The sequence below is a fragment of the Marinobacter sp. L-13 genome (assembly GCF_056857715.1).
In genome coordinates, this window is the sequence record NZ_JBSXNQ010000052.1 from 1 (window position 1) to 22,494 (window position 22,494).

The 22,494-nt window shown below is 51.3% G+C and carries 20 protein-coding genes and 1 tRNA gene; 7 read left to right on the forward strand and 14 right to left on the reverse strand.

The window, feature by feature from the left end; all coding sequences use genetic code 11:
- Positions 1-93 precede the first annotated feature (93 nt).
- From AC13DD_RS09610 to AC13DD_RS09625, 4 genes are all read right to left on the reverse strand, one after another.
- Positions 94-336: an ABC transporter substrate-binding protein gene (locus tag AC13DD_RS09610; protein ID WP_482931084.1), complete on the reverse strand. Its 243-nt coding sequence runs from the start codon at positions 334-336 to the stop codon at positions 94-96.
- Positions 337-339: 3 nt separating this feature from the next.
- The gene (locus AC13DD_RS09615; protein WP_227507707.1) at positions 340-615 is read right to left on the reverse strand and encodes a hypothetical protein; all 276 of its coding nucleotides are present in this window, start codon (positions 613-615) and stop codon (positions 340-342) included.
- 156 nt (positions 616-771) lie between these two features.
- Complete coding sequence (locus tag AC13DD_RS09620) at positions 772-1,494, reverse strand: LrgB family protein (protein WP_092033508.1); 723 nt, start codon at positions 1,492-1,494, stop codon at positions 772-774.
- On the reverse strand, positions 1,484-1,843 hold the full coding sequence (locus AC13DD_RS09625; RefSeq protein ID WP_008169943.1) for a CidA/LrgA family protein: 360 nt from the start codon (positions 1,841-1,843) through the stop codon (positions 1,484-1,486). The genes AC13DD_RS09620 and AC13DD_RS09625 overlap by 11 nt, the downstream gene beginning before the upstream one ends.
- A gap of 75 nt (positions 1,844-1,918) precedes the next feature.
- Between AC13DD_RS09625 and AC13DD_RS09630 the strand changes: the two genes are divergently transcribed.
- A complete protein-coding gene (locus tag AC13DD_RS09630) occupies positions 1,919-2,464 on the forward strand; it encodes a YaeQ family protein (protein WP_008169944.1) in 546 nt (181 codons plus the stop codon).
- A gap of 194 nt (positions 2,465-2,658) precedes the next feature.
- Positions 2,659-2,735: transfer RNA gene (locus tag AC13DD_RS09635), tRNA-Arg, on the forward strand.
- A 273-nt stretch (positions 2,736-3,008) separates the two neighbouring features.
- Here the strand turns inward: AC13DD_RS09635 and AC13DD_RS09640 are convergent.
- The 7 genes from AC13DD_RS09640 to AC13DD_RS09670 all read right to left on the reverse strand — a co-directional run bounded on the left by AC13DD_RS09640 (position 3,009) and on the right by AC13DD_RS09670 (position 12,970).
- Positions 3,009-4,496 (reverse strand): class I SAM-dependent DNA methyltransferase, encoded by a 1,488-nt coding sequence (locus tag AC13DD_RS09640; RefSeq protein ID WP_482931085.1) that lies wholly within the window; start codon positions 4,494-4,496, stop codon positions 3,009-3,011.
- Positions 4,497-4,579: 83 nt separating this feature from the next.
- On the reverse strand, positions 4,580-6,001 hold the full coding sequence (locus AC13DD_RS09645) for an argonaute/piwi family protein (protein WP_305965655.1): 1,422 nt from the start codon (positions 5,999-6,001) through the stop codon (positions 4,580-4,582).
- A complete protein-coding gene (locus AC13DD_RS09650) occupies positions 6,001-7,449 on the reverse strand; it encodes an SMEK domain-containing protein (protein ID WP_482931086.1) in 1,449 nt (482 codons plus the stop codon). Before AC13DD_RS09650 ends, AC13DD_RS09645 begins: the two co-directional genes overlap by 1 nt.
- A complete protein-coding gene (locus AC13DD_RS09655; protein WP_305965653.1) occupies positions 7,436-8,782 on the reverse strand; it encodes a restriction endonuclease subunit S in 1,347 nt (448 codons plus the stop codon). The genes AC13DD_RS09650 and AC13DD_RS09655 overlap by 14 nt, the downstream gene beginning before the upstream one ends.
- Positions 8,779-11,586: a type I restriction endonuclease subunit R gene (locus AC13DD_RS09660; RefSeq protein WP_305965652.1), complete on the reverse strand. Its 2,808-nt coding sequence runs from the start codon at positions 11,584-11,586 to the stop codon at positions 8,779-8,781. Before AC13DD_RS09660 ends, AC13DD_RS09655 begins: the two co-directional genes overlap by 4 nt.
- Before the next feature lie 142 nt (positions 11,587-11,728).
- Positions 11,729-12,643, reverse strand: coding sequence for a restriction endonuclease (locus tag AC13DD_RS09665; protein WP_305965651.1), 915 nt, complete (start codon positions 12,641-12,643; stop codon positions 11,729-11,731).
- A 30-nt stretch (positions 12,644-12,673) separates the two neighbouring features.
- On the reverse strand, positions 12,674-12,970 hold the full coding sequence (locus AC13DD_RS09670) for a helix-turn-helix domain-containing protein (protein ID WP_482931087.1): 297 nt from the start codon (positions 12,968-12,970) through the stop codon (positions 12,674-12,676).
- A gap of 61 nt (positions 12,971-13,031) precedes the next feature.
- On the opposite strand from AC13DD_RS09670, the gene AC13DD_RS09675 reads away from it, so the two are divergent.
- From AC13DD_RS09675 to AC13DD_RS09690, 4 genes are read left to right on the forward strand one after another with little or no spacing between them, the layout of a single operon-like run.
- Entirely contained in the window at positions 13,032-13,268 is a 237-nt protein-coding gene (locus AC13DD_RS09675) for a hypothetical protein (protein WP_305965649.1), read from the forward strand.
- Positions 13,261-14,457 carry an Arm DNA-binding domain-containing protein gene (locus AC13DD_RS09680; protein WP_305965648.1) on the forward strand — a complete coding sequence of 399 codons (1,197 nt, stop codon included), beginning with the start codon at positions 13,261-13,263 and terminating at the stop codon, positions 14,455-14,457. The genes AC13DD_RS09675 and AC13DD_RS09680 overlap by 8 nt, the downstream gene beginning before the upstream one ends.
- A complete protein-coding gene (locus tag AC13DD_RS09685; RefSeq protein ID WP_305965647.1) occupies positions 14,454-14,723 on the forward strand; it encodes a hypothetical protein in 270 nt (89 codons plus the stop codon). The genes AC13DD_RS09680 and AC13DD_RS09685 overlap by 4 nt, the downstream gene beginning before the upstream one ends.
- Positions 14,720-15,589 (forward strand): hypothetical protein, encoded by an 870-nt coding sequence (locus tag AC13DD_RS09690; protein ID WP_305965646.1) that lies wholly within the window; start codon positions 14,720-14,722, stop codon positions 15,587-15,589. Before AC13DD_RS09685 ends, AC13DD_RS09690 begins: the two co-directional genes overlap by 4 nt.
- Positions 15,590-15,602: 13 nt before the next feature.
- Here the strand turns inward: AC13DD_RS09690 and AC13DD_RS09695 are convergent, their stop codons facing one another.
- Genes AC13DD_RS09695 through AC13DD_RS09705 form a run of 3 tightly spaced genes read right to left on the reverse strand, consistent with a single transcriptional unit; the run spans position 15,603 to position 21,803 of the window.
- Positions 15,603-18,866 (reverse strand): hypothetical protein, encoded by a 3,264-nt coding sequence (locus AC13DD_RS09695; RefSeq protein WP_482931088.1) that lies wholly within the window; start codon positions 18,864-18,866, stop codon positions 15,603-15,605.
- On the reverse strand, positions 18,839-21,211 hold the full coding sequence (locus AC13DD_RS09700; protein WP_482931089.1) for a site-specific integrase: 2,373 nt from the start codon (positions 21,209-21,211) through the stop codon (positions 18,839-18,841). Before AC13DD_RS09700 ends, AC13DD_RS09695 begins: the two co-directional genes overlap by 28 nt.
- 40 nt (positions 21,212-21,251) lie before the next feature.
- Positions 21,252-21,803 carry a hypothetical protein gene (locus AC13DD_RS09705; RefSeq protein WP_146162199.1) on the reverse strand — a complete coding sequence of 184 codons (552 nt, stop codon included), beginning with the start codon at positions 21,801-21,803 and terminating at the stop codon, positions 21,252-21,254.
- 201 nt (positions 21,804-22,004) lie between these two features.
- On the opposite strand from AC13DD_RS09705, the gene AC13DD_RS09710 reads away from it, so the two are divergent.
- The gene (locus tag AC13DD_RS09710) at positions 22,005-22,220 is read left to right on the forward strand and encodes an MbcA/ParS/Xre antitoxin family protein (protein WP_305965643.1); all 216 of its coding nucleotides are present in this window, start codon (positions 22,005-22,007) and stop codon (positions 22,218-22,220) included.
- Positions 22,221-22,494 lie beyond the last annotated feature (274 nt).

Consider the following 22,494-nt stretch of genomic DNA (forward strand, 5'->3'; position numbering starts at 1 on the left):
GAAAGCCGAGAACCCGCGTCGCTGGTCTGGTGATATCCGAAACTTCAGCTTGCCGGAATCAGTCACTCTGAACCCGGAAAAGGCGGCCAATTGTTAAAGAGCTGATGACTTAAACGCGACATCTACGTTGACAGACTCCGACGGGAAGATATAGGTGGCGGTGTTCAGCAGCAGCGGATAGGGCTCACTGGTGACCAGCTCGAAGGTGTAATCATCGATGATGTTGATGCCGCTGAAGGGCTTGAAGATGGCCTTGAAATCCTGGCTCTGCTTCAGGCGGTCGAAAGTGAACTTCACATCCGCGGTCGTCAGCTCGTTGCCGGAATGGAACTTCACGCCCTAACGGAGTTTGAAGCGCATGGTGTTTTCATCAACCCGGGTCCAGCTCTCTGCCAGGCGCGGCTCGAAACCAAGATCCTTGGTCCAGCGCAACAGCGGATCAAAGGTCATATGAGACAGCTGGAGAATGCCACCAGACAGCTGCTCATGAATGTCGAGGGTCACGGGGTCGGCGTCGTACGCCATCTTCAGTTCCTTGGTCGCCTCGGCAGACAGGGCTACCGGCGCCGCCGCCAGGGCCATGGAACCGACAAATGCTGCAATCAGTTTTTTCATCGCGTTTTCCGTCGCTGTTTTAGGAATTTTCACGGAACATCGGCGCAGAACGGCGCCGAATGCCTGGCCAACAAGCTAGTCTCGGAAAACACTTAGGGCAATCGAAATTGCGACATGGGGCTATACGCCAGGTGAATGACCTGATTTGGCGCAGACTTACAGCCGGAAAACCAGAGGCAGGATCAGGGCAGTAAACACACCGGTAAGTCCCATCCCCAGAGACGCAAACGCGCCGGCGCTATGGCTGATTTCAAACGCCCTGGCGGTTCCGATGGCATGGCCATTCAGCCCCAGGGCAAAGCCCAGAATCCGTTCGTCGTCAACAGGCAAAAGCCGCGCGAGCAGGTCTACGAAGAGGGTTGCCACCACGCCCGTGATCAGGAGCCCGCCCATCATCAGGGGCACCGAACCGCCCAACTGCTCGGTAATACCGATGGCGATAGGCGCAGTAACCGACTTGGGCGCCAGCGATGCCAGGACCTCCGGTGTGGCCCCCAGAGCCCAGCCAATCACCACGGCGTAAACCGCCGCCATGGTGGCGGCAATCGGCAGCGTGACCACAATCGGGCGCCACATGGCACGGATATGGTGCATCTGCTGGTACAAGGGAATCCCGAGTGCGACGGTGGCAGGCCCCAGCAACACCGTCAGCCACCGCGCGCCCTGTTGGTAATCCTGGTAATCCACCGCCAACGCGATGAAGCCAGATAAAAGACACGCAGACAAAACAACCGGCGGCAGCCAGATAGGCCGGCCAATGCGGGAGAACAGCCAGTTGCCGGCAAAGAAGGCACCGAGGGTCAAACCGATCGCAAGAATCGGGGTGGCGGCAAGCGACTCCGGCAGGGCCTGGAAGCGCGCGAGTAGCTCACTCACCATCGCTAACGCCTCTTTTCGTCACCGCTTTCATCAACAACAACGTCGTCAGCACACTGAGAAAGGTGCCCACCAGCAATGCCGCCGCAACCGCCAGCCACTGCCCGGAGAACTGGTTCGCCGTGAAAAACACACCCACCACCCCCGGCATGATCAAGAGCACCAGCACCGATATCAGCCCCTGGCTGGCCCGAGCAAGATCATCACTCACGTTGCCTTTAAGCATCAGCGTGAAGGTAATGACCACCATCCCCAGCACGCCGCCACTCACCGGCAACGCCAGAAGCAGGCGCACAGACTCGCCAAGAATAAAAAACAGCACCAGAACCAGAAAACCACGCAACATCGGCATGCGCTTACACTCACCCGGGAAAGAATTGCATTACACTAGCCCAAACCCCTATCCCGATACCAATGCAGGAAGCCCATGGCGCTCAAAGCAACCATCCTCAAGGCGACGCTCAACATCGCCGACATGGACCGTCACTACTACGCGGATCATCAATTGACCATCGCCCAGCATCCGTCGGAAACGGACCTGCGCGTGATGATCCGGCTGCTTGCCTTTGCCCTGAACGCCGGCGACACCCTCGAATTTACCAAAGGCCTGAGCACCGATGATGAGCCAGAGCTGTGGCAGAAAGACCTGACCGGCGAAATTGAATTATGGATCGAGCTTGGCCTGCCAGAAGAAGACCGAATAAGGAAGGCCTGCAACCGCGCCGGGAAAGTGATCCTCTACACCTATGGCGATCGCGCATTCCCAGTCTGGTGGGACAAACATCACGGCAAGCTGGAACGTTTCGACAACCTCACCATTGTTCACCTACCCGGCGACAGCACTGAGGCCCTGGCAGCGCTCGCGGACCGGTCCATGAGCTTCCAGGTGACCATCCAGGATGGCGAGGTCACCTTCAGCAATGACAACAATCTGGTATCGATTACCCCCGAGCAGCGACTACCCCAGAACTGAGGTCAGGACTTGCCGCCGGGGGCTGGACAGACACCCGCTACGCACGTAAGATTGCGCACTCGAAATCGGCGAGTCATCGTCGAGCTCGAAGCGCCCGTAGCTCAGCTGGATAGAGCGTTGCCCTCCGGAGGCAAGGGTCAGAGAAAAAATCCGGGACCGAAGGCAACGGTCAAAAATGCCAACTTTGTTGAAGACCGCCCGTAGCTCAGCTGGATAGAGCGCCGCCCTCCGGAGGCGGAGGTCAGAGGTTCGAATCCTCTCGGGCGGGCCATTTGATCGATATTTCAGCAAGTTAGACGCACCAGCCTTTTGAAAACCCCGCACTCTCGCAAATTTCTTCCAGTCTAATTTCAAACTACGCGATGACCGCTGCCCAGCTTCTGAAATTGTGCTGTTTGGCACACGAATTCGAGCCTGTGTCCAAATTGTGTCCATGGTGTGTCCACAGCTTTTGGCACATTTTTCTAGGCTTAAGAATTCTGACCTTTGCACTGAATCCGAAAATAATGACTTGGACACAGAAAACAGTCCTACCGCTCAACGTTTATGCTTTGGAAAGTCCGCTGAGAACCTCTCTGAAGCTGTTCAATCCAGCTTCCAGATTTTCAATTATCTCCTCAGCAAGATCGTCTGGTTCCGGCAGGTTATCCAAGTCAGTCAGACTTTTGTCCTTCAACCAGAAAATATCCAGGCTGGTTTTATCCCGTGCGACCAACTCTTCATAATCGTATTTGCGCCAACGGCCGTCCGGATTGTTTTCCGGATGCCAGGCTTCCACTCGCTTGCTGGGATTGTGGGGATTATAACATTTGATAAAGTCAGCCAAATGTTCATATCGCATGGGCTTTTTCTTTAGAGTGTGGTGGATGTTGGTGCGGTAGTCATAGAACCAGACTTCTTTCGTCCAGGCATCGGGACTAGCGGGCCTGTTATCGAAAAACAGAATGTTTGCTTTCACGCCCTGAGCGTAGAAGATCCCCGTGGGCAAACGCAGAATGGTATGCAGCGTGGTGTTTTCCAGAAGTTTCCTACGAATGGTTTCACCGGCACCGCCCTCAAACAGTACGTTATCGGGCACAACTACAGCCGCCTTGCCGGTGGTTTTCAGCATACTGCGGATGTGTTGAACAAAGTTGAGCTGTTTATTTGTAGTGGTGGCCCAGAAGTCCTGACGGTTATAGGTCAGCCCATCGGTTTCTTGCTCGCCGTCCTCATTGGTAAAGCTCATAGAGCTTTTCTTTCCGAAAGGCGGGTTCGCAAGCACGTAATCTACATTGACGGGGCTTGCTGCAATCAGCGCATCATTTGGGGAAACCAGACTATCGCCATCGATCTCCCCGATGTTGTGCAGAAACATGTTCATCAGGCACAGACGACGGGTATTGGCGACGATTTCATTGCCAAAAAACGTGCTGTGTTTTAAAAACTGCTTCTGATCTTTATCGAGCTGGAAGTTTTCCGGATTGGTGAGAAAGTCATAGGCCGCTAAGAAAAAGCCTCCAGTACCACAGGATGGGTCAGCAATGGTCTTACCCGGCTCCGGCCGCAAACAATCAACCATAGCGCGAATCAGCGGTCGTGGCGTGAAATACTGACCCGCACCGGATTTGGTATCTTCCGCATTGCGCTCCAGTAGCCCTTCGTAGATATCCCCTTTTAAGTCAGCCCCCATCAATACCCACTGGGTACTATCGATCATATCGATCAGCCGATACAGCTTGGCCGGGTCCTGAATCTTGTTCTGAGCCTTGGTGAAGATCTGCCCGAGCATTCCGGTCTGTCTGCCCAATTCACGCAATAGCTCAACATACAACACTTCGAGCTCGGCCCCCTTCTTACTGGTGAGCGACTGCCAGCTGTACTCCTCCGGGATTCCCACATTCCGATTGTAGGGCGGCTTGCTGTACTCATCCGCCATTTTTAGGAAAATTAGGTAGGTAAGTTGCTCCAGATAGTCCCCGTAGCCCACACCGTCGTCTCGCAGAGTTGTACAGAAGCTCCAAACGCGGGAAACGATAGACGAAGTATTCATTGATGATGTTCCTTAGCGGCAAACACGAGGTTGTTTAATTTAGTGAGTCGATGTTCATTGATTGGACTTCAAGGGAAATTCAATCACATGTAGAAGCCATAACGGATCTGTGGTCGATCGTTATCGTCAAGATACTTCATGATCTCACCCACTTTCCTTGCACAACTTAGAGTGATCGGATATTTGCCATCCAATTGGGTATTGTTCCAATTCATTTTGGTTAGACCCAAGATTTCCTTCGCTAGAAATGCAGGACTTTGATCCGACCTTACAACACGCAACTCCAGCGGTTGCGGAATATACATTCCCGGATAAGTCTTGTAATACCAGATAGATCCGCGCGTATAGAGCAATTGTCGTTGGTCATTCAGAACCAGAGAGGTGCCGCGGTATGGCGGGTACCCCCCATTTCTAAAAAGCCTGAACCGTGAATCCATAACCGTCACGAAATCCACCGTATCGATATGCAAATCAACAGCGGCAGACATGAAACCTGCAATTTCCGGATCAGAGAAGTTCGATGTTTTGTGCACGACTACCCTACCCGGATACGTTCGCATTGCATTCCGATACTCTTCAAGAGCTGCTTTAAACAAAGTGTAAGACTGTTCCTCAGATAGACGGGGCACCCTGTCCCCTTTTTCCAGGTGAACTGGAGTGCCCCTCAAAATCAGACCGTTGCCTAATTCATCAAAAACCTGAGCCAGACTGGTATTGAGTGTTTTTTTGTCTCTGCTGCGATAGAAAGCAATGCCAAGCGCACATGACAGGGAACTCCCACCATTTTTCTCTAACCGCCAAGGATTGGTCGCTCCAGCCTTGTAGTAGAGCGCTGTGGCCAAATTCCAGGCTTTGGTTGCATCGTCCTGCTGACCTTTACCACCGGAGGTGAGAGACTCGGTCCGTAGTAACTGTAGAGGCTTCCCCAAGTGCATTGCCTTCGCCTTCAGAGCACGTCTGAAGTTAAACTCTGATCGCACCTCAATACTTTCTTCAAGTTTTTCCTCGCCTTCGGCGGAGGCATCCTTACTGACTGCGTCGAAAATCGCTTTCGGAAGCACGCAAACAACCACATCAACTGGCCTGTTTTGCGCCAAAAACTTGACCTCCTCGTAATAAAGATTAATAGCCTCGTCAATCCGTCGAACTCGATCCTTTATTCTTACTACTTTTTCAATGTCTAGCTGCCTGAGCTTACGCCCTAGATCTTCATTAAAAACAAGCTCTGAATGGAATCCTGCTTTACTGTTAAACCCACAAAAGTCCGGGAATAAATTACTCTTGTGGTCCTCGCTCGCACCGTGAATGGGATGACTCATTCTATCGAGCAGGTTAGAGAACTCTTCCAAGTCTTTATTGGTTCCAACCGCACCAAGAAGAATATTTGTGCGACGAGTTTGTGAGTTTCTATCATATACGCCGTAGGCAGAGATACCCCGCCGAGGACATACGTGAGTACCGTTAAAAAATTCAAGCCTTGGCTCATTTACATGTACAAGCTTCATTATTCGAACAACCCTAGCCTTCGCTCAAATTCATCTTTAACCTGTGAAGGTAAAGCGGCCCACCTTGACTCATCGAGCGCAGGTGCACCGTCAAAGCTAAGAATTTCACCAAATGAAATAAATATGTCCTCTTTGGATTGATCGGAAAAAAGATCTTCCTCATCGAGGGATAGAAGCCATGCTGCAATGAATCGGAAGTGGTTTCTAACCTGCTGATTATTTTCCTGGCGTTTTATCCAACTCAAGTTATCTTGGCCGAAAGGCGATTTTCTGAAATCTCGCCCGTAACTGAAATACCAGTTTGGCGTTATAGAGATGAGCCACTGATCTTCGAGGTTCAAGAAATCTACTGAAAAAGAAAGGTGCTTCTGCGTAAATACTTTAGATGGATCTTTCTTGTTGTACTGTCTTGTGAACACCGTACGCGTGGACTTTTTCGCGCCCTCCCACGTTTCTGTTCTTTGGTCTAGATTATCCTCGCGAGGCAAAAATATAAATTCCTTTGACTCGCTTTCCCAATGAACACGTTCCCTAGCCAGACGATGCTGGAGAGAGAACCGCAATAAAGATTTGAATACGCGCTCATGATCATCGTCGATCATAAAAAAATCCTGGCTTGAATGTTCCTCTGCTGTTCCCAGCTCAATCAAGTGACGAAATGGATTAGCATCTTTCGTCAAATCAAAAAACGTAATCACCGATCGGCTATGGATGACATAGGCAGATGGAATGCGCACGCCCATATCTTGATTTAACTCGCGTATAGTTTTTCGCCACCGTCCCTCTTTTCGCTTACCATGACGTTTTATGAGGTCCTGATTTATCTGTGCGACGTACAACCGTGGAGGAAACCAAACATCGATAAGGTTACTCGTTAACGTTTCGGCGGGGCTGTTAGGCGGGTCAATATCCTCATCCGCCAATCCTATTGGGACCCCTCTCAGGTGTGCCTTCAGGTGGTCAACCGCAGCCTGAAGCCGTTTTGGCGGGGCCTCCGCGGCTTTAGCGCAAAGCTCTCGATAGTCCCAGACATCATGACTAGACGAGAATTTAACCTTACCTTGGCAGGCGGTCTCAATAATAGATTGTGAATAACTGCCTTGCTTAGCGGTCAAAACATAGAGCACTAGTCGATCGTACTGTTCGTGAAGGTTATGCCTTATAAAAGTATCGATAGTGTGCTTTATTTTTCCAATATCAGCTGTAGCCGTAACCTGAACAGCTACCCGCGCTGTATCATCAGCGAGATCTATGCCGGGGAAATTCGCTTGATCAGCATTTAAATTGTGCATATCTGGCCAGTCACACAATTCACGCAACAAGCCACAAATTACGTTTTCTGCCACTTGATGAGCATCGAACTGGGTCATAGCACTGGCCGCCTCAATTTCTTGACGGAAGCGTGCAATCAACTCGCGAAATTCATTCTGCAAATCAAGAATGTTCATTTGAACAGCCCTGTCCCATTTCAGACTTCACGCCCTTTACTTCACCGCCAGCTACCAGCTGGCCAGAAAACGCTTTTCTCAAGATGGATTGGCGGATTAATTCAACACGACACAACTCAGCGTCAACGCACGCCGAAACATTTTCTTCAATGGAGAGCAGCTCCCGTAGCTTGTTTACAATCTCATATTGCTCTTCAAGCTGAGGGAGGTTGATCTCGACTGAACGGATGTTATCTAGATTTAAACCAGGCTTTCCCGCACCATACGCGAATTTCGATAGTTGCTTTCTGCCAGCTGACTCAGCCACCAAAAACCAATGAAGGAATTCTGAATCAATATCTTCTGTGGGCCTACAAAGAGCCACATGCTGACTTACGTATGCAGTGCCGACATCGGCAGAGACCCGTCCTGTTTTGGTTACATTGGCACCCGTGATGGTGACAAGAACATCACCCACCTGCACTTGAGTTCTTCGCCCTTCGGTCTTTTTGGGCAAAGCAACAAAGGTTTTCTCATCTAAATCCAGCCTGTCGTATTTCAGGTTCTGGGCACGTATAAATGTGTCGCCAGAGTCCGAGTAATACTTTGCCCAGCCACGCGATCCCGAGGTAAGCAATGCAAGTAGATTTCCCAGCTTTTCTAGCCGCCATGACGCACTAGTGTTTTTTTCTCGCCACCGAGCAGTAAGCTTGCCCTCGAAAGCATGTTTGAGCACAGACTGACGATAGACTTTAAGTTGTTCGCGGGCTGTTTTCAGCGCAGCGATACCATTTTCCAGCTCGGAAAAGAGCTCTTCGATTTTATTGACAATACGCTTTTGTTCATTCAAAGGAGCAAGGGGAAAAGGAAAAGCCTTGATTACTGTTTGACTTATGTTTTGTTGTGTAGCTCCCTTTCCTAGATCCTTTAAATTTGGACGCACGTATCGCAAAAAATAAAATAGATATTTTGTTTCTATTTCATTCTGTATGGCAAAAGCAATGGCCTGATTGGTTGCCAGCCTCATGCCAGCAATCCCTAATTTCCCTATGGATCCATACATAGCCAGCAATACAGTGCCTTCATCTACAAGCTTGGCAGAACTATTATTCAAACCTTCTCTAGTGATAGTTTGTCCCGACGCCACGACAACGCTATCGTTTAGATCTCCAATTACAAGCCAAGGGATTTCGCCATTATAGTAATCGCTATTACCAGCTCTTGGTGTACCTCCACTTCCCCATTCAAAGCAATCACCCAGCGTTGATTTAACCCAAGTATCGGGGATGTCATCTAGTATTCGGGATTCGGCTTTTTTTAACGCTCCCAGATCGACTTTCCCCAAGCTGCTCACGCCACCAACTCCCGATTCAACTCACCCATCACCCAGTCCATCCGCTCCCCAAACAACTGATACATCCGCCCCAACCCACCCTGGGCATCAAACGGAGCCATATCCAGATCATCCCGCTCGACGTGGAATGAGCTGGCAACGTGGTCGCGGATCAGGTGCAGCCAGGCCATTTGCTGTTCGTTGAATTTGTCGCTACCACCAGCGTGGTATTTCATGATCCAGTCCTGAAAGTTCTTTCTGACGGTGCTACCGAAGGTTCTGATTCCCGGGTCGATGCCGCATACGCGGCGTATCAGTGCCACCAGGGCTGTGAGCTCACTCAATGGGTTCTCGCCTTTGTAATTGTCCAGGTGGGCATAAGCCTGCCAGACGCGCAATGGTGCGAGCTTTGGCCGTTCCTGCCTAAGCTGTTCCAGCAGGGCTTTGATTTGGGGGTAAGTCACTTCGCTGCGCCTGGCAGGGGTATGAAAGTAGATGCTCAAAGCGTCAATGTTGTCTGCCTGCCCCTGAAGGTAGTCGGCAAACTCCTCCACCAGGGCTTTGGCATTGTCCGTGGTTTCACCAGCCCATTCGGCGGTGATTATATTATCCAGGTCGTCGTGGACAATGGTTTGTTCTTTATCTCGGCGGATGCTATCGATCAGGTCGATCAAATCGCCGTTGAATACATTGGCAACCTGGCTTACCAGTTCTTTCTGGGCCTGATCACGGGCGCTCTCGCCAGGGTCTGTTCCCGCTGGCTGGCTGACAATTTCCAACGCTTTTTGTTCCACCCGGTCGCCATCAATGGCATTGAACAGTTCACCTATAATCGTCAACAGGGGTATACCGCCCGCTTTCCCGGCGATGCGGGCACGCTCTTTGTCGTCCAGCTGTTTGTCCAGTCTTGCCAAGCGTCCAGCCAGGGAAGATACAGTATCCGTATCGCTGGCGCCCATCATTACGCCCATGGCCAGGTCTTTCATGGGCACGCTGGGCTTCGTGATTAGTGGTTGGCTGGCTGTTTTCAGGGATTGAGTCACGCCGATGGAGTCCACAATCACGTAGTGGGTTTTGGCGCCTTGCGCAGATGGCGTGACCTTTTTCAAACTGTCTTTATCCAGAGTTCGGGTGCCCCGGCCTTTCATTTGTTCGAAATAGTTCTTACTCTTCACATCCCGCATGAACAGCAGGCATTCTAGCGCTTTCACATCTGTACCAGTGGCGATCATATCCACTGTCACGGCGATCCGCGGGTAGTAATCATTACGAAACTGGGCGAGTACGGATTTAGGGTCTTCGCCTTTTTCGATCACTTTACCGTCAGCATCCAGTTTGTCGTTGGCCACCCGATAAGTGACCTTTCTGCAGAACTGATTGCTCTCACCAAATTCCTCTCGCACTGTCTGAATAATGTCGTCGGCATGGCTGTCGGTTTTGGCGAAAATTAGCGTTTTCGGAACTTCCTCTCGGCCTGGAAAAATGCTGGGCAGGGCATCCCTGAATGCACGAAGCACCGTGCGGATCTGGTCGGGATTAACAATATTCCGGTCCAGTTGCTTGGCGGTGTAGGTTTCGTCTTCATCTTGGGTTTCCCAGCGCCTGCGACGGGTGCTGCGTTCGCGCCTTTCCACCTGCTGTTTAGCGGTGATCTCGCCGCCTTTCCGGGTTTTCTCGGTTTCAATCACATAAACTTCGTTGCCAACGTTAACGCCATCCGCCACGGCTTTTTCGTGGTCGTATTCGCTAACCACGTTTTTGCGGAAGAAACCAAAGGTGCGGTTATCGGGTGTGGCGGTCAGCCCTACCAGATAGGCATCGAAATATTCCAACACCTGACGCCACAGGTTGTAGATGGAGCGGTGGCATTCATCAATGATGATAACGTCGAAAAACTCGGGGGGAATCTTGTCGTTATAGACCACCGGCAAGGGTTCTTTTGGCCGGGTGGATTGCTCCGCCGGGTTCTGCTCTTCCAGTGATTCTTCCAGCGGTTCGCCCCTGAGGATGGAGTACATACGCTGAATGGTACTAATACACACTTGGGCATCTTTAGCAATGAACTGGTTTTTCAGGCGCTGGACGGTGTAGAGCTCGGTGAATTTCCGGTTATCGTCGTTAGGCAAAAAGCTCATGAATTCCTGTTCAGCCTGTTCGCCCAGGTTTTTGGTGTCTACCAGAAACAGGATTCGGTTGGCACTGACCGGCTCTCTTAATAAACGGTAGCTGGAAGTAATAGCGGTAAAGGTTTTTCCCGAGCCCGTGGCCATCTGTACCAGAGCGCGGGGTTTATCCTGCTTTAACGATTCTTCAAGATTGGTTATAGCAGTAATCTGGCAGTGCCGCAGGCCGGTGGTGTTCAGCGGCGGAAAATCCTGTAATCGGGCACGAAAGCTTTTTGGTTCATATAGCCATTTTGCCAATGTTTCGGGGCGATGGAAGTTGAACACTTCCCGTGAGCGGGGGTGTGGGTCGTTGCCATCGGTAAAACGGGTAATCACGCCGGTGCTTTCATACACAAAGCGCATAGGTTGGCTGTTGTTGACCCACTTCAACGTGGCGTTGGCGTAGCCTTGGGACTGATCTTCGACGATGGTGATTTTCTCACCCCAGGTCTCGGGCTTGGCTTCGATTACACCAACGGCTTGTTTATCCACGAAGAGAACATAGTCGGCCGGACCTACATCAGTTTGGTACTCGCGCACAGCCACACCAAGTGAGGCAGAAAAATCGATCTTTTTCTTGTCCTGCACCGCCCAGCCAGCGATTGCGAGGAGCTGATCTATCTCGTCTCGGGCTTTTTGTTCCGGATTTTGATTGACCATGCGTACTCCCTTATTTACTCATCCTTGCCGAGGCCGGTCATTGTGAGCGTGGCTCGTGCGCTACTCCAGCTGTACTTATTCGAGCGACGCATCCGCCATTTTTGGCCAGATAGCTGCGAACACAGCCTCTGAAAACAGAGCGTCACTCTTCAATGAAATAGTCAGTATCGACCTGCTTGACCTCGTAAACGTCCTTCACATTAACGCCTAGGTTATTCTCGATCATGAGCTGAGCCAGTTCGCGCCCATCGATGAGAACAACCTTCATATCCAGTCCAGCGGCCGCATCGCGAGCACCAGATGAAAAATCGGATGTGGTCAGGAAAACACCTTTGCGTGCACGCTGACGAGTCAAAGCACCAATAAATTTATCGATTTCAGGACGGTGAACCGTATTGGCCCATCGCTTGGCTTGGAGGTAGATGGTATCCAAGCCAAGTTTGTCTTCCTTTATGATGCCGTCGATTCCATCATCGTTGGTCGTTTGTGTGGCCTGCCCTGCCTCTTTCCTGGAGCCGCCATAGTCCATGGAGATCATTAGGTCGACGACCAGCTTTTCGAAAAAAGAGGGTGATGCTTTGCGGATGCTATCCAGCACTTCGTCGGCAAGGTTTTCCATCAAAGACTGGTGCGCAGAGGCAAGCTGCTCGTCAGGCGTAGCCTCTTCAATGGTGTCGTCCCCTGGCTTCAAGGAATCGCTGACAGGTTTTGGTTTCTGGGTATGGAAATTATGGAACTCGGGAAACTGTTTTAACCATGCAACACTGATGCGCTCGGGTCCATTGCATAACGCATCCTGACCGCGCTCGGTGATCTGCACCATGCCTCTTTCCGGAATTGTAAGAAGTCCGGCTTTATTGAGATATGTCCTTGCCCAACCCACCCGGTTGTTGATTACCGTCTGATTGCCGGATGGCAGACGCTCTTTCCGCTCTTCCTCTGACAGCTCAAAAGCTTCTTTCACGGCCTCGCGCACATCGGCCAACGACCGGGGATATCCGTCGCTGACTGTTTGAAGTACCGGACGCATGACTGATTGGAAATCAGGTATTGCCATTGCCTGTACTACTCCCTGCCAGAACTTTGCTTACTGCTTATCCACAAACTCAAATAAATCACCAACGCCGCAGCCCAGATATCGACACAGAGCTTCGATAGTTTCGAGCTCTACGCGACTCGCGGTCTCGTGATAAAGCCGGGTGATAGTGCCCCGGTTAACCCCAGTTTCTCTCGCCACGTCGACGATTTTGAGTTTCTTCTCGCCCATCAGCTTAGACAGATGGCACTTAATCATTTGGCCCACCAAAGAACAAATTAACCCACAGGAGATCAAAAAGACTTGCAAAGAGTCTTTATGAGTGCATAATGATCTACAGGAGGACATTTTGAAGTGCTAGTCATGCGGTATGTTCTCCAGAACCAAACGATAGCAGAGGTGAAAAGTTATGTCACAGGAGTATCTGACTACCGAGGAACTCGCCCAGCGCATCAAATATGACGCGCGAACTATTCGCGAAAGGCTCAAAGACAGTGTTCTGCTAGAGGGCGTTCACTACATTCGCCCATTTGGCGGACGAAAAATCCTTTATATCTGGGAAAAGGTCGAGCAGGACATGTTCGACCAGGCCAGCAAGGTTGCTTTTGCCGTGCCAATGGCTCGGGGAGGGGTGTGCCGTGGGTAAAATCGTTGTACGTCCTGAAACCGGAAAGCTGTACTTCGACTTTCGAGTCCAGGGTAAGCGCTTCAGAGAACAAACTGCGCTCCCGGATACTGCAAAAAATCGAAAACAGCTGGAACAAATCCTCAAGAAGCTTGAGGCCGAGATTACGCTCGGGACTTTTGATTACTCAGCATACTTTCCAGGCAGCCCCAACCTTCAAAAGTTCACTGCTCTCGCCAAAAACAACGTGCCAGGCTATCACGAGACACCGCTGTTTCGGGATTTCGCCAATGACTGGCTGAACGAAATGAAAATCCAGTGGCGCCAGTCACATATCGGTACCGTGGCAGGAACACTGGAGAACTACCTGAAACCATTTTTCGGGGAAAAAGAGGTTGGCCACATCACCAAAAAAGACATTCTCGACTTCCGGGCCTCACTCGCCAAAGTTACAACCCGGAGCGGTAAAAGTCTTTCGGCCAGTAGAATAAACCGAATCCTGACGCCATTGCGCATGATTCTCAGTGAAGCGGCCAATCGATACGAGTTTAGCTCACCCTACCACGGAATTAAATCGCTGAAGGTCCCGCGCACAGACGTGGAGCCGTTCGACATCGATGAAGTGAGGCTAATCATCGATACAGTGCGGCCGGATTTCCGGAATTATTACATCGCGCGTTTCTTCACAGGAATGCGCACCGGTGAGATTGACGGCCTGCAGTGGGACTACGTGGATTTTGAGCGGCGCCAGATTCTGGTTCGCCAATCCTTGGTGAAGGACCGGCTGGAATACACAAAAAACGATGGCTCTTTCCGAACAATCGAAATGTCTCAATTGGTCTTCGATGCTCTCAGCGAGCAGAAAAAGGTCACTGGAAACAAACAGTTTGTTTTCTGTACCAGCACCGGCGGACCACTCAACCACAACAATTTGACGAAGCGCGTTTGGTACCCGCTGCTTCGCCATCTTGGACTACGCAAGCGCCGGCCTTATCAAACACGTCACACCGCAGCAACGTTGTGGCTGGCTGCGGGTGAGAACCCGGAATGGATCGCAAGGCAAATGGGCCATACCACCACGGAAATGCTGTTCCGCGTTTACTCCCGGTATGTACCAAACCTGACCCGCCGCGATGGCAGTGCGTTCGAGCGCCTGCTCATTAACGAATTCAACGCCAAAACTGATCCCAAGAAGGAAGGTGACTCATGAACCATTCTCAACTGTTTGCTATCAGCCGAAAGTCTTTCGCAAGTCGTTTGGCTAGTGCACTCGCATTCTCGATGCAAATTCCGGACGGAACTCACCTCGTCGCCGTGCTTGGCGAGGGCGACGAAAGCTGTAATCTCGCTGCGCTCACTCACTGGGTGGAACATGAGATGTGGTTGATGGACGACGAGGCCCTTCAGGACCCGCTGCCGCAACTGCTCAACAATCTGGAACGTCTTCTGCACTCTGCACAGGAGGACTTCGCATGAGCATTGTCGTCAACACCACCTGGAAAACCGAGCCGGAAATCTTCATTGGGACCATTACCCATTTGACGGAAATCCCAAACGGAGAGGACCTGCCGGTGTTGGAACTGACCATCGAAAACTCTTTCGAGCAGTATAAGGTCGTCATGTTCCAACCTCACCGAGATCTCCAGCTCACACAAATCCCAGACTGTGCTGTTCAGCTGGTGCTCTGGGAGGGTGAGCGGGGGAATGCCGTGTCGCGCTCAGACACTGTCATTCTAGGGGAAACGCCTGACACACTGCTGCATCTGCCTGAGTCGAAACTGGTCCACCCAGATCTGGTGGTCGATATTGAACTGTTCATCGACGCGTGCCCGGTGCAACCGTTAGCTGATTTTGTTCGGCGAGTGCTGGGTCGACCATCAGTTGGGCTGCGTTTCTTGAATGGCGCGATGCAAGAAGCAGGCCTCCGACAGCCAGGCAGCCTCGCAAGACACGGCCTTGATGTAGCCATACGATCATTCGATGCATGCCGCGGTTATAACGACGACGAACGCTGGCTGGCTGCTATTGCGGGACTTCTACATGGGGTGGGCCGTATTGAGTTGTCTGACTCTAAACCAGTCGATTACTTAAAGGTAGTGTTAAAGGGTTTGGGCTTGATAGCGGACGACCTACAGCGATTAGCGCGACAACTTCCTGAGGCAGCCCGAAGCATTCAGTTTATTATCGCCTCGATGTACCGCATCGGAAGCCCTACACAGCCAGACCCAAAGGCTATGGTTGTGCAGTCATCTCACCTGCTTGCCGCGCAACTCCAGTCAGAACTGATGCACACAGCGTCAACGCACTTGGCTAGCGCCTCTACACGCCTCACCTCACCTTAAAAAAGGACTATATTCAGCGGCCATGGATGGCTCTCTCCTTCCGGATTTTATCATCAACATACACTCGTCCGGCGAATCCAATCAGCGCTATAAATGCCACAAATCGAATAGCTGTCATGCCATGCTGCAGAGAGCGCCCACCAAAACCTTTAGTGGGCTGATCGACCACTATTTGAGCGACACCCATTGCATTTCTTGGGCCTGCAGGATCATCCCAACGCACCCGAACATGGGATTCGGGCAGAGACAGCTCCTTACTCCAATATGTCTTCATTTGCTGTCTATCAGGACCGTTTTCGGGCGCACGCACATCCACCCACGCAAGTTTCTGAAAACCTATAACCTCCAGAAACTGGAGATATAAAACTTTCTTCTCGGTCGAAGAAAACTTCAACTGCGTGTGGCTCCTCTGCACAGCATTGACAACGTTCTCTACAAGCGCGACAAAGCGTTTAGCGTCCGAGCGAGCAAGTTCGACCAGGCTTTCATACATCTTCTCAGCGGCCGGATGCGATGCCGTCAACTTGGGTGGTGCCGGACACATGCGCTGGACAGGATTGGCCACTCCACCCACTCCAACTCGGTGAGCAATACTGTGGGCATTCGGTCTCTTGCCCAAAGTAAATGCGTTGCGTTGACCCAGGTGCCCCTCTTTGAAATGCCGTGCATATTGGTCCATCAACCACTCACCACGCCTATGGCAGCAAGTCAAACAGGACTCGGACAATCCGAACAAGCTTGCGGTTCCGACAATCGCATTCTCCAACTCTGCACCGTTCGTTATGAGCTGAGAGATATGATCAAGCGCCTGATAAACCAACAATGGGGATTCCGGCATCTCCTGTGCCTCAGGCTTGGGCCCTACCGCTGATGAGACCAACGGCTGGTATTCAGCGAATGACTTGTCTGCGGCAACCTCCCCGCATTTTTTAAAACGACCCAACACGGCAGCCAGTTGAGGAAGAGTAGAGCCCTCTTTAAGGCCTCGTCGTTTACGAAGCTGATCAAAATTAGCCCGGGTAAAACCCAGGAGCTCGATTTGCCGGCTATCTGATAAAGTATTCATTGGTACCGACCAACGCATCAGGCCAACCGCGACGTCCAGCAGATGTGTGTAGACTCGGGTGGTTTGCCCCGGAGACGCATGCCCCATCAAAAAGCTTAGGTACTGGAGCTTATCGATCGCAGGCACATACTGCTCTTCCCCACACAAAACCGCATACCAGTTCTCTCCCCAGTGAGGCATGATGATCTCACCGTCATCACTGCAGGCCCATTCAACCGGGAAAAGCTCTCCTGGATAGGATTCCATCAATCGCAAAGCATTACACGTCGCACAGGAATGTCGCAGATTATGAAAACTAAGCCCGGGTGTTCCCGAGGCGATTCGCATCGCATCCTGAACCGGGTCGATCAACGCCTTAGACGGCATCAAAAAATTTGGCTGATGCAACTCACACAGGAACAATTGGTTACGTTTCTTCGATGTCTGCTCCAAGGTCCGCCTGCGATACCAACGCCTCACCAAATCCAACTCTGCGTCAGTTAGCAACGCCCACAATGACAACACTCGATTGGCGTTACTGGTCTTGGTGGAGCCAAACCTGTTCCCTCTGACGACCAACGTCGGAAACGCCAGGGCAGGCTCATACAATCCCTGCAGATCCCGGAGGAGCAATCGTCGGATTTCCCCTCGTCTCAAACCGCACCGATAGCCGAGTATGAGTGCAACCTGTCGTGCTTCAGCTAACCGCCGGTCTGGCTCATCATCGAGCATGGACATAGCCCTCGCATATTCTGCGGGCGTTAATATCTCTGCATCCACCTGGCCGTTACTGCTCACTCCCTCGATATAGGTGTCTGGCAAACCGTGCTGCGTGACCAGGTCACGATGAAATCGTCTGAGAACGCCAGAGCGGTAGGCTCGCTGTTGGATTGAAGAACTGGCCTGTAGCAACTGTGCGTACAGCCCTTCCCAGTCATCTTCGTCCAGGTCATTCAGGTCCTCTTCATCAATCAACTCTGCGACCAGTGGTTCGGCAAACTCCGACAGATACCGTTGCAGAGAACTATCTGTCACAGAGAATCTTAAACATGCGCACCACGAAGCTAGAACCCTGACGATGGGGGAAAAGGAATTCGCACGGGCAATTTCCATGAGTGCCTTGTAGCTCCGGCTTTTTTTAGAAAGCCGCTTCACAGTCTTATCGAGCGCCAACGCCTGAGCGATCGCTTCCATTGCCTCGTTGGAATTTTCGCCTTTTAATCCATAAAGCGGACAAGGTGATTCCCCGTTAATCAACTCCGAGGTGGGTTTTGACGATTTGCTGTGCCGGATTTTTGGAACACGACCGGTAATCAATCTGATCCAGGCGTCGCTATGCATAGAGACAAAGACGCCGGGAGCGTTTTGTACGAAACCGGCAATTCCCATAACGTTCAGGGACGCCAGTGTGGAGGACGCGTCCATCAAATTACGGACAAATTTAGCGTCCTCCTTAGAGACTATGTTCTTTGTAGATGCAATCCGGCCAACAAACATTGACAGTAGAGAACCCGGCGATGCGCTCGGGAAGGCGTCAATACCATGCTCACGATTAAACCGATGCAGCAAACACAGCGTGACCGGGTCTGGAAACCAACGGAAACATTCCACCCCTTCACCACACTCCACCCAATACAGCGTCTCTGGCCCCAGTTGCTTTTTGGCAGTTTGCATACCGCGGGGAATGACTTCACAGATAGCATTGAGACGCTTCTGGGCGCATAGCCCGCCAAACCAAATCATGGAATATATCAACCGGCCAGCATCATGCATCAGGCGTTCGTTCCCAGCCAAATCGCCACTGTCCAAGGTTTTCCAGAAATCTACCTCAATCTCCTCGTAAGCTGATTTATGCTCAAAGGATTTCGGCGTCATCGGCGGCGTATCCATTCGAACGACTATCATCAAATCCCGGTTTGGAATTTCGAGGCTATGCTTCTGTGCGATCTCATCGAGACGCCTCACCACGTGATTGTGACGGGTGCGTAGTGCATGCCCTTTTACATCAGCGCAGACAGTATCGAAAACGCGCGCGATCATTCCCTCATCAATCGGGTTAGGCACAGCACCTGCAACCAACTCTGAAAAGGACTGGGCAAGAATTCGGTCCACAGCATCACGTTCAGCCTGTACGAGCTTTGCCCGCTCGTACTCGCGCCGCTCATCGCCGTGCAGCGTTTTATTGTTGGATTTTGTATCGACGATCAGCCCATCCCTCTCAACGGTGTCCAACCGAGTTCCGTTTGGATCTCCGCCAGCACTGGCAACAGAATTTTCTTGTACTCAATCGGCGACAGTGTCGAGAATCTCCCCATGGGCTCTCGACCCGCCACCCAGTGCCCCATCAAGGCATCCACTAATGCCACGGGGACTTTGCGATGTATCAGCTCACTACGCAGGAGATGCCGCGCAACATTTAGCGGTAAACGTGAGAATGGTGAAAGGTGATCCTCAATCCCATCAGGCGTCACGGGGAGCGGCTTCGTAATTCTCTGAGTCGGTGTTGAGAGAAAAAAGAACACGTGATCCGGAGCTGACTCACCCAAGTACGTCTCAACCATCCGCACCACATGGTGCCGGTGGCGCAGATAATACTCCCAGTGACTCAAGAAATTTTCGGTCAGTGGCACAATGCGCGAGTGACTCCAATAGTCGCCCTCCTTGTCCGCGATCACCGCAAACCTGCGATTCAGGTCTACATCTGTAATTCGGGATAGGGGCGCTTGAACGCTTCGGTACCCGGTGCACAAAAACAGCAAAAGAACCGTGTATAACGTGTATGCATTATGAATATCGGGAAGTGTCGATTTTCCGATTGGCTGGCGCAGCATTGCCTGGAAATGTGTTTTCAAATCCGTCGCAAGCTGACTCAATACATTAGATCTTGGGCAATAAGGCGAACCAATGCGCCGGTCAGACTGCACCGCTGCTACCGAACACAACGCATCGCGAAATGCGGGCATTAGCTGCGAAATAGCCAGCAAGTAATTTTCTTGCAAGTCCGACTCATAGGTGCAGTAGTAATTTATTCCCACGTGTTTACTGATCTCATCATGATCGCCGGCAATAAGAATCGCCTGGACCATGTCACCGGCACCGTCAGACAAACGGTGAAATAACGCTCGTTGAACTCGTTTGAGGGTCAATCTGACGTCACCGTCTTTTTTGATTCGTTCAAACAGGCCGACCGCTTGTCCCGCAACACTCTCTTCCTTGTGGTTCTTGAAAAGCGCGCCCCGCCAGGCAGTTGGGTCAGAGCCCAGATAACGCTCCAGCAGCTTCCAGAGAGGACCAACAACAGGCATCCGCATTGATGGCACGGTCTGAACCAATTGGTGCCGAAGTTCCGCGTCGAGCTGTGTCTTCCGTACCGGTTGCGGTGCAGCGCTTTGCCAAATCGCAGACTCATGACAAATGTATATTCGCCCCTCGTCTCCACGCTCCGGCAAGTCACTCAATTGGGATTTCAGCTGCGTCTGCAGAACCAAATCTAGCTCTCGCCCTGTCAAAAGGACCAAAAGGAGCGCCAGTGCAGCCGATAGATCGGCGTCAACGGGCTCAGTAACCGCTTTCCAGTAAACGTAGAGTTCGTACTCCGTCGGTCGTTCCCAACGGTTTGGCAGCGTTTGATTAGAACGTTGAAGCTGATCGGATTTTGCGCGGTCTCTAGCAACCCCATTTTTCCCAACCCAAGGCTTCCGATGCTTTGAGGGGCCTTGGCTTGTCGCAACTATGGGCCGGTGAACTAGGTCATCTGATGGGAGTGCATTGCGCTCTGCTGTTTGGAATAGTTTGTCCTGGTCAACACTGGTCCTAGTAGGGAAAGAGAGCGCCTCAATCAACGCAGCGGAATCGATCTCATCATTCTCTTCAGTATCGAGGTGAACTCGCTCCATCTCAAAGTCGCTACCGGCGCGATTCTCGTACTCACCTGTACCTGCTGAGACTTCGATTTCAGCTCGTGCTCTTCGCTCAATGAGAGACTCTTTTTGCAACGACAGTCCCAGTAGCCGACGGATAGGCGACAAATGCCCGGCTCGCAGTTCACCACGCTCCCTAAGTCGCTGTTCCAATTGATCAAGCGTGGTATAGCAATTTTCGGGCTCCGAGGTACCAACGCTCTCAAGGCTATCCATCCAAAGATGGGCTCGCCGGAACTCCAGAAAAACTTTTTGCAGGTTCGAGAGCGGAACTTTTCCATCAGGCGCTTCGGGAACCCCGACCCAAATCGCGATAAACGCATGAGCCAAAATCGACATATGCTTGCTGTCTAAAGAGACCTGGTCACCCATTTTCAGCAATGCGGCATAGACAGGATACGGAGTGATTTTTGGCCTTTCGTCAGAAGTCGGATGCCAAGATTCGTCAACATAAACACCATCGATAATATCTCGACACAACTCGATGATTCCCGGCAAGGTCTTGCCCAAGTCATCCATACTAGGATGATTCTTTTTCTCAAGAATCGACGACATTCGACCCGCAATTGGCAAAAAAGCCGTAGCGACAGTCTGGATTTGGGCGCGTATCTCAGGTGGCTGAATAAGCCGCTCAAGTGCAACACTCGGGGACATCATTGACTCCCTAACTTTTGATAAATAATCGGAGATTCCTGCCTCAAATCTCTCGGCGATTCACGCCAGCGACCAGGGATAAACGGCTTTTTGTGGGGAAGATCGAACTAGCAGAGCCACACTTCTTCATTAGACGAAATAGAGAGGAGATAGCTTTTGAATAGCCCCCTGTCTGCATTGCCATCAGGGACAAATTCAGCAGCTCACGTTCAATCACTTCGGTGAGCAAAATGTCGGTAGGGATTGGAGGGCTCTCAACAAGGACAGGAATCGGAGTCTCAGGATTCAAACACGAAACCAACGCCGCAGATCGCAGATTGCCCGTTACAATGTAATATAAGACGTACTCGGTTTTGTTCTCCGTTCCTTTTCCCTTTTCTCCTTCGTTCTTTTTCTTCTTTTTCTTTCTCTCTTCAACCACCATCGGATGGCGGTGCAGATAGTCCAAGATAGCTGGCTCGGTTAACTCACCCAGAGCGCTTGCCCGGAATGGCAGTGCTGCGAACTGCTCAAGAAAGTGTTTTCCCCGCAATACTGGGGATTCCTCAAGGTCCGTAGGTGAGATCGTTTTCAGTGTATAGGTGTGGTCAGTCATGCTGCTCTCCTCAAAAGTGATGAGAGTCATTCTGGCGACCTGTGAAAGCGCGCTGTTTTGTCTAATTGATTGAAAAGTGCGTTTAGACGATTTATTAAAAAGTCTTAATCTTCGTCTCCATCAGCCTTGCATCAATCAAAAAATGTGAAACGGAAATGCTGGATTGGTAAATCATGAAGCAGGTCTCAGGAGTTGGAGACAATGACAGACACGAAAACCATTGAGAAATTGCGAGTGCTGGCTATTCAAGAAGCTATAGCTCTGTTTGAGGGTGATGAAATGGCTGCTATGAAATGGATGAGGACAGCTCAGCGAGGGCTTGGTAATCGACCTCCTCAGGGACTGATGGGCACATCCATGGGTATAGAAAAAGTGCGTACGTTAATCGGCCGGTTGGAGCATGGAGTCCTAACCTAAGCTTTCCGGTAGGCCGCCCCCTGCAACCACTACTGATCATGTATCGTTCAACAAGCGCCTTGGGAGCCAACCGTCAGACAAGGCCTAGATGTCGCAGCATGGATCCGGCCATAAAACGCTATAAGTGGGTGAAAGAAACATCGTCGCCAAAATTCCTGCGTCCTGCAGGCGTGGGTCTAGGTACAGTGATTCCGTGAAGTCGCAACCAACAATTGGAGATCTATCGTCTAAGCCAAGATCAGCTCAACGCAACACCCAACAAGCTAGTCACCAT

Coding starts and splice junctions, on each gene's coding strand:
- AC13DD_RS09615 (WP_227507707.1), bottom strand. CDS start 615: ATGAAAAAACTGATTGCAGCATTTGTCGGTTCCATGGCCCTGGCGGCG.
- AC13DD_RS09620 (WP_092033508.1), bottom strand. CDS start 1,494: ATGGTGAGTGAGCTACTCGCGCGCTTCCAGGCCCTGCCGGAGTCGCTT.
- AC13DD_RS09625 (WP_008169943.1), bottom strand. CDS start 1,843: ATGCCGATGTTGCGTGGTTTTCTGGTTCTGGTGCTGTTTTTTATTCTT.
- AC13DD_RS09630 (WP_008169944.1), top strand. CDS start 1,919: ATGGCGCTCAAAGCAACCATCCTCAAGGCGACGCTCAACATCGCCGAC.
- AC13DD_RS09640 (WP_482931085.1), bottom strand. CDS start 4,496: ATGAATACTTCGTCTATCGTTTCCCGCGTTTGGAGCTTCTGTACAACT.
- AC13DD_RS09645 (WP_305965655.1), bottom strand. CDS start 6,001: ATGAAGCTTGTACATGTAAATGAGCCAAGGCTTGAATTTTTTAACGGT.
- AC13DD_RS09650 (WP_482931086.1), bottom strand. CDS start 7,449: ATGAACATTCTTGATTTGCAGAATGAATTTCGCGAGTTGATTGCACGC.
- AC13DD_RS09660 (WP_305965652.1), bottom strand. CDS start 11,586: ATGGTCAATCAAAATCCGGAACAAAAAGCCCGAGACGAGATAGATCAG.
- AC13DD_RS09665 (WP_305965651.1), bottom strand. CDS start 12,643: ATGGCAATACCTGATTTCCAATCAGTCATGCGTCCGGTACTTCAAACA.
- AC13DD_RS09670 (WP_482931087.1), bottom strand. CDS start 12,970: ATGTCCTCCTGTAGATCATTATGCACTCATAAAGACTCTTTGCAAGTC.
- AC13DD_RS09675 (WP_305965649.1), top strand. CDS start 13,032: ATGTCACAGGAGTATCTGACTACCGAGGAACTCGCCCAGCGCATCAAA.
- AC13DD_RS09685 (WP_305965647.1), top strand. CDS start 14,454: ATGAACCATTCTCAACTGTTTGCTATCAGCCGAAAGTCTTTCGCAAGT.
- AC13DD_RS09690 (WP_305965646.1), top strand. CDS start 14,720: ATGAGCATTGTCGTCAACACCACCTGGAAAACCGAGCCGGAAATCTTC.
- AC13DD_RS09700 (WP_482931089.1), bottom strand. CDS start 21,211: ATGATGTCCCCGAGTGTTGCACTTGAGCGGCTTATTCAGCCACCTGAG.
- AC13DD_RS09705 (WP_146162199.1), bottom strand. CDS start 21,803: ATGACTGACCACACCTATACACTGAAAACGATCTCACCTACGGACCTT.
- AC13DD_RS09710 (WP_305965643.1), top strand. CDS start 22,005: ATGACAGACACGAAAACCATTGAGAAATTGCGAGTGCTGGCTATTCAA.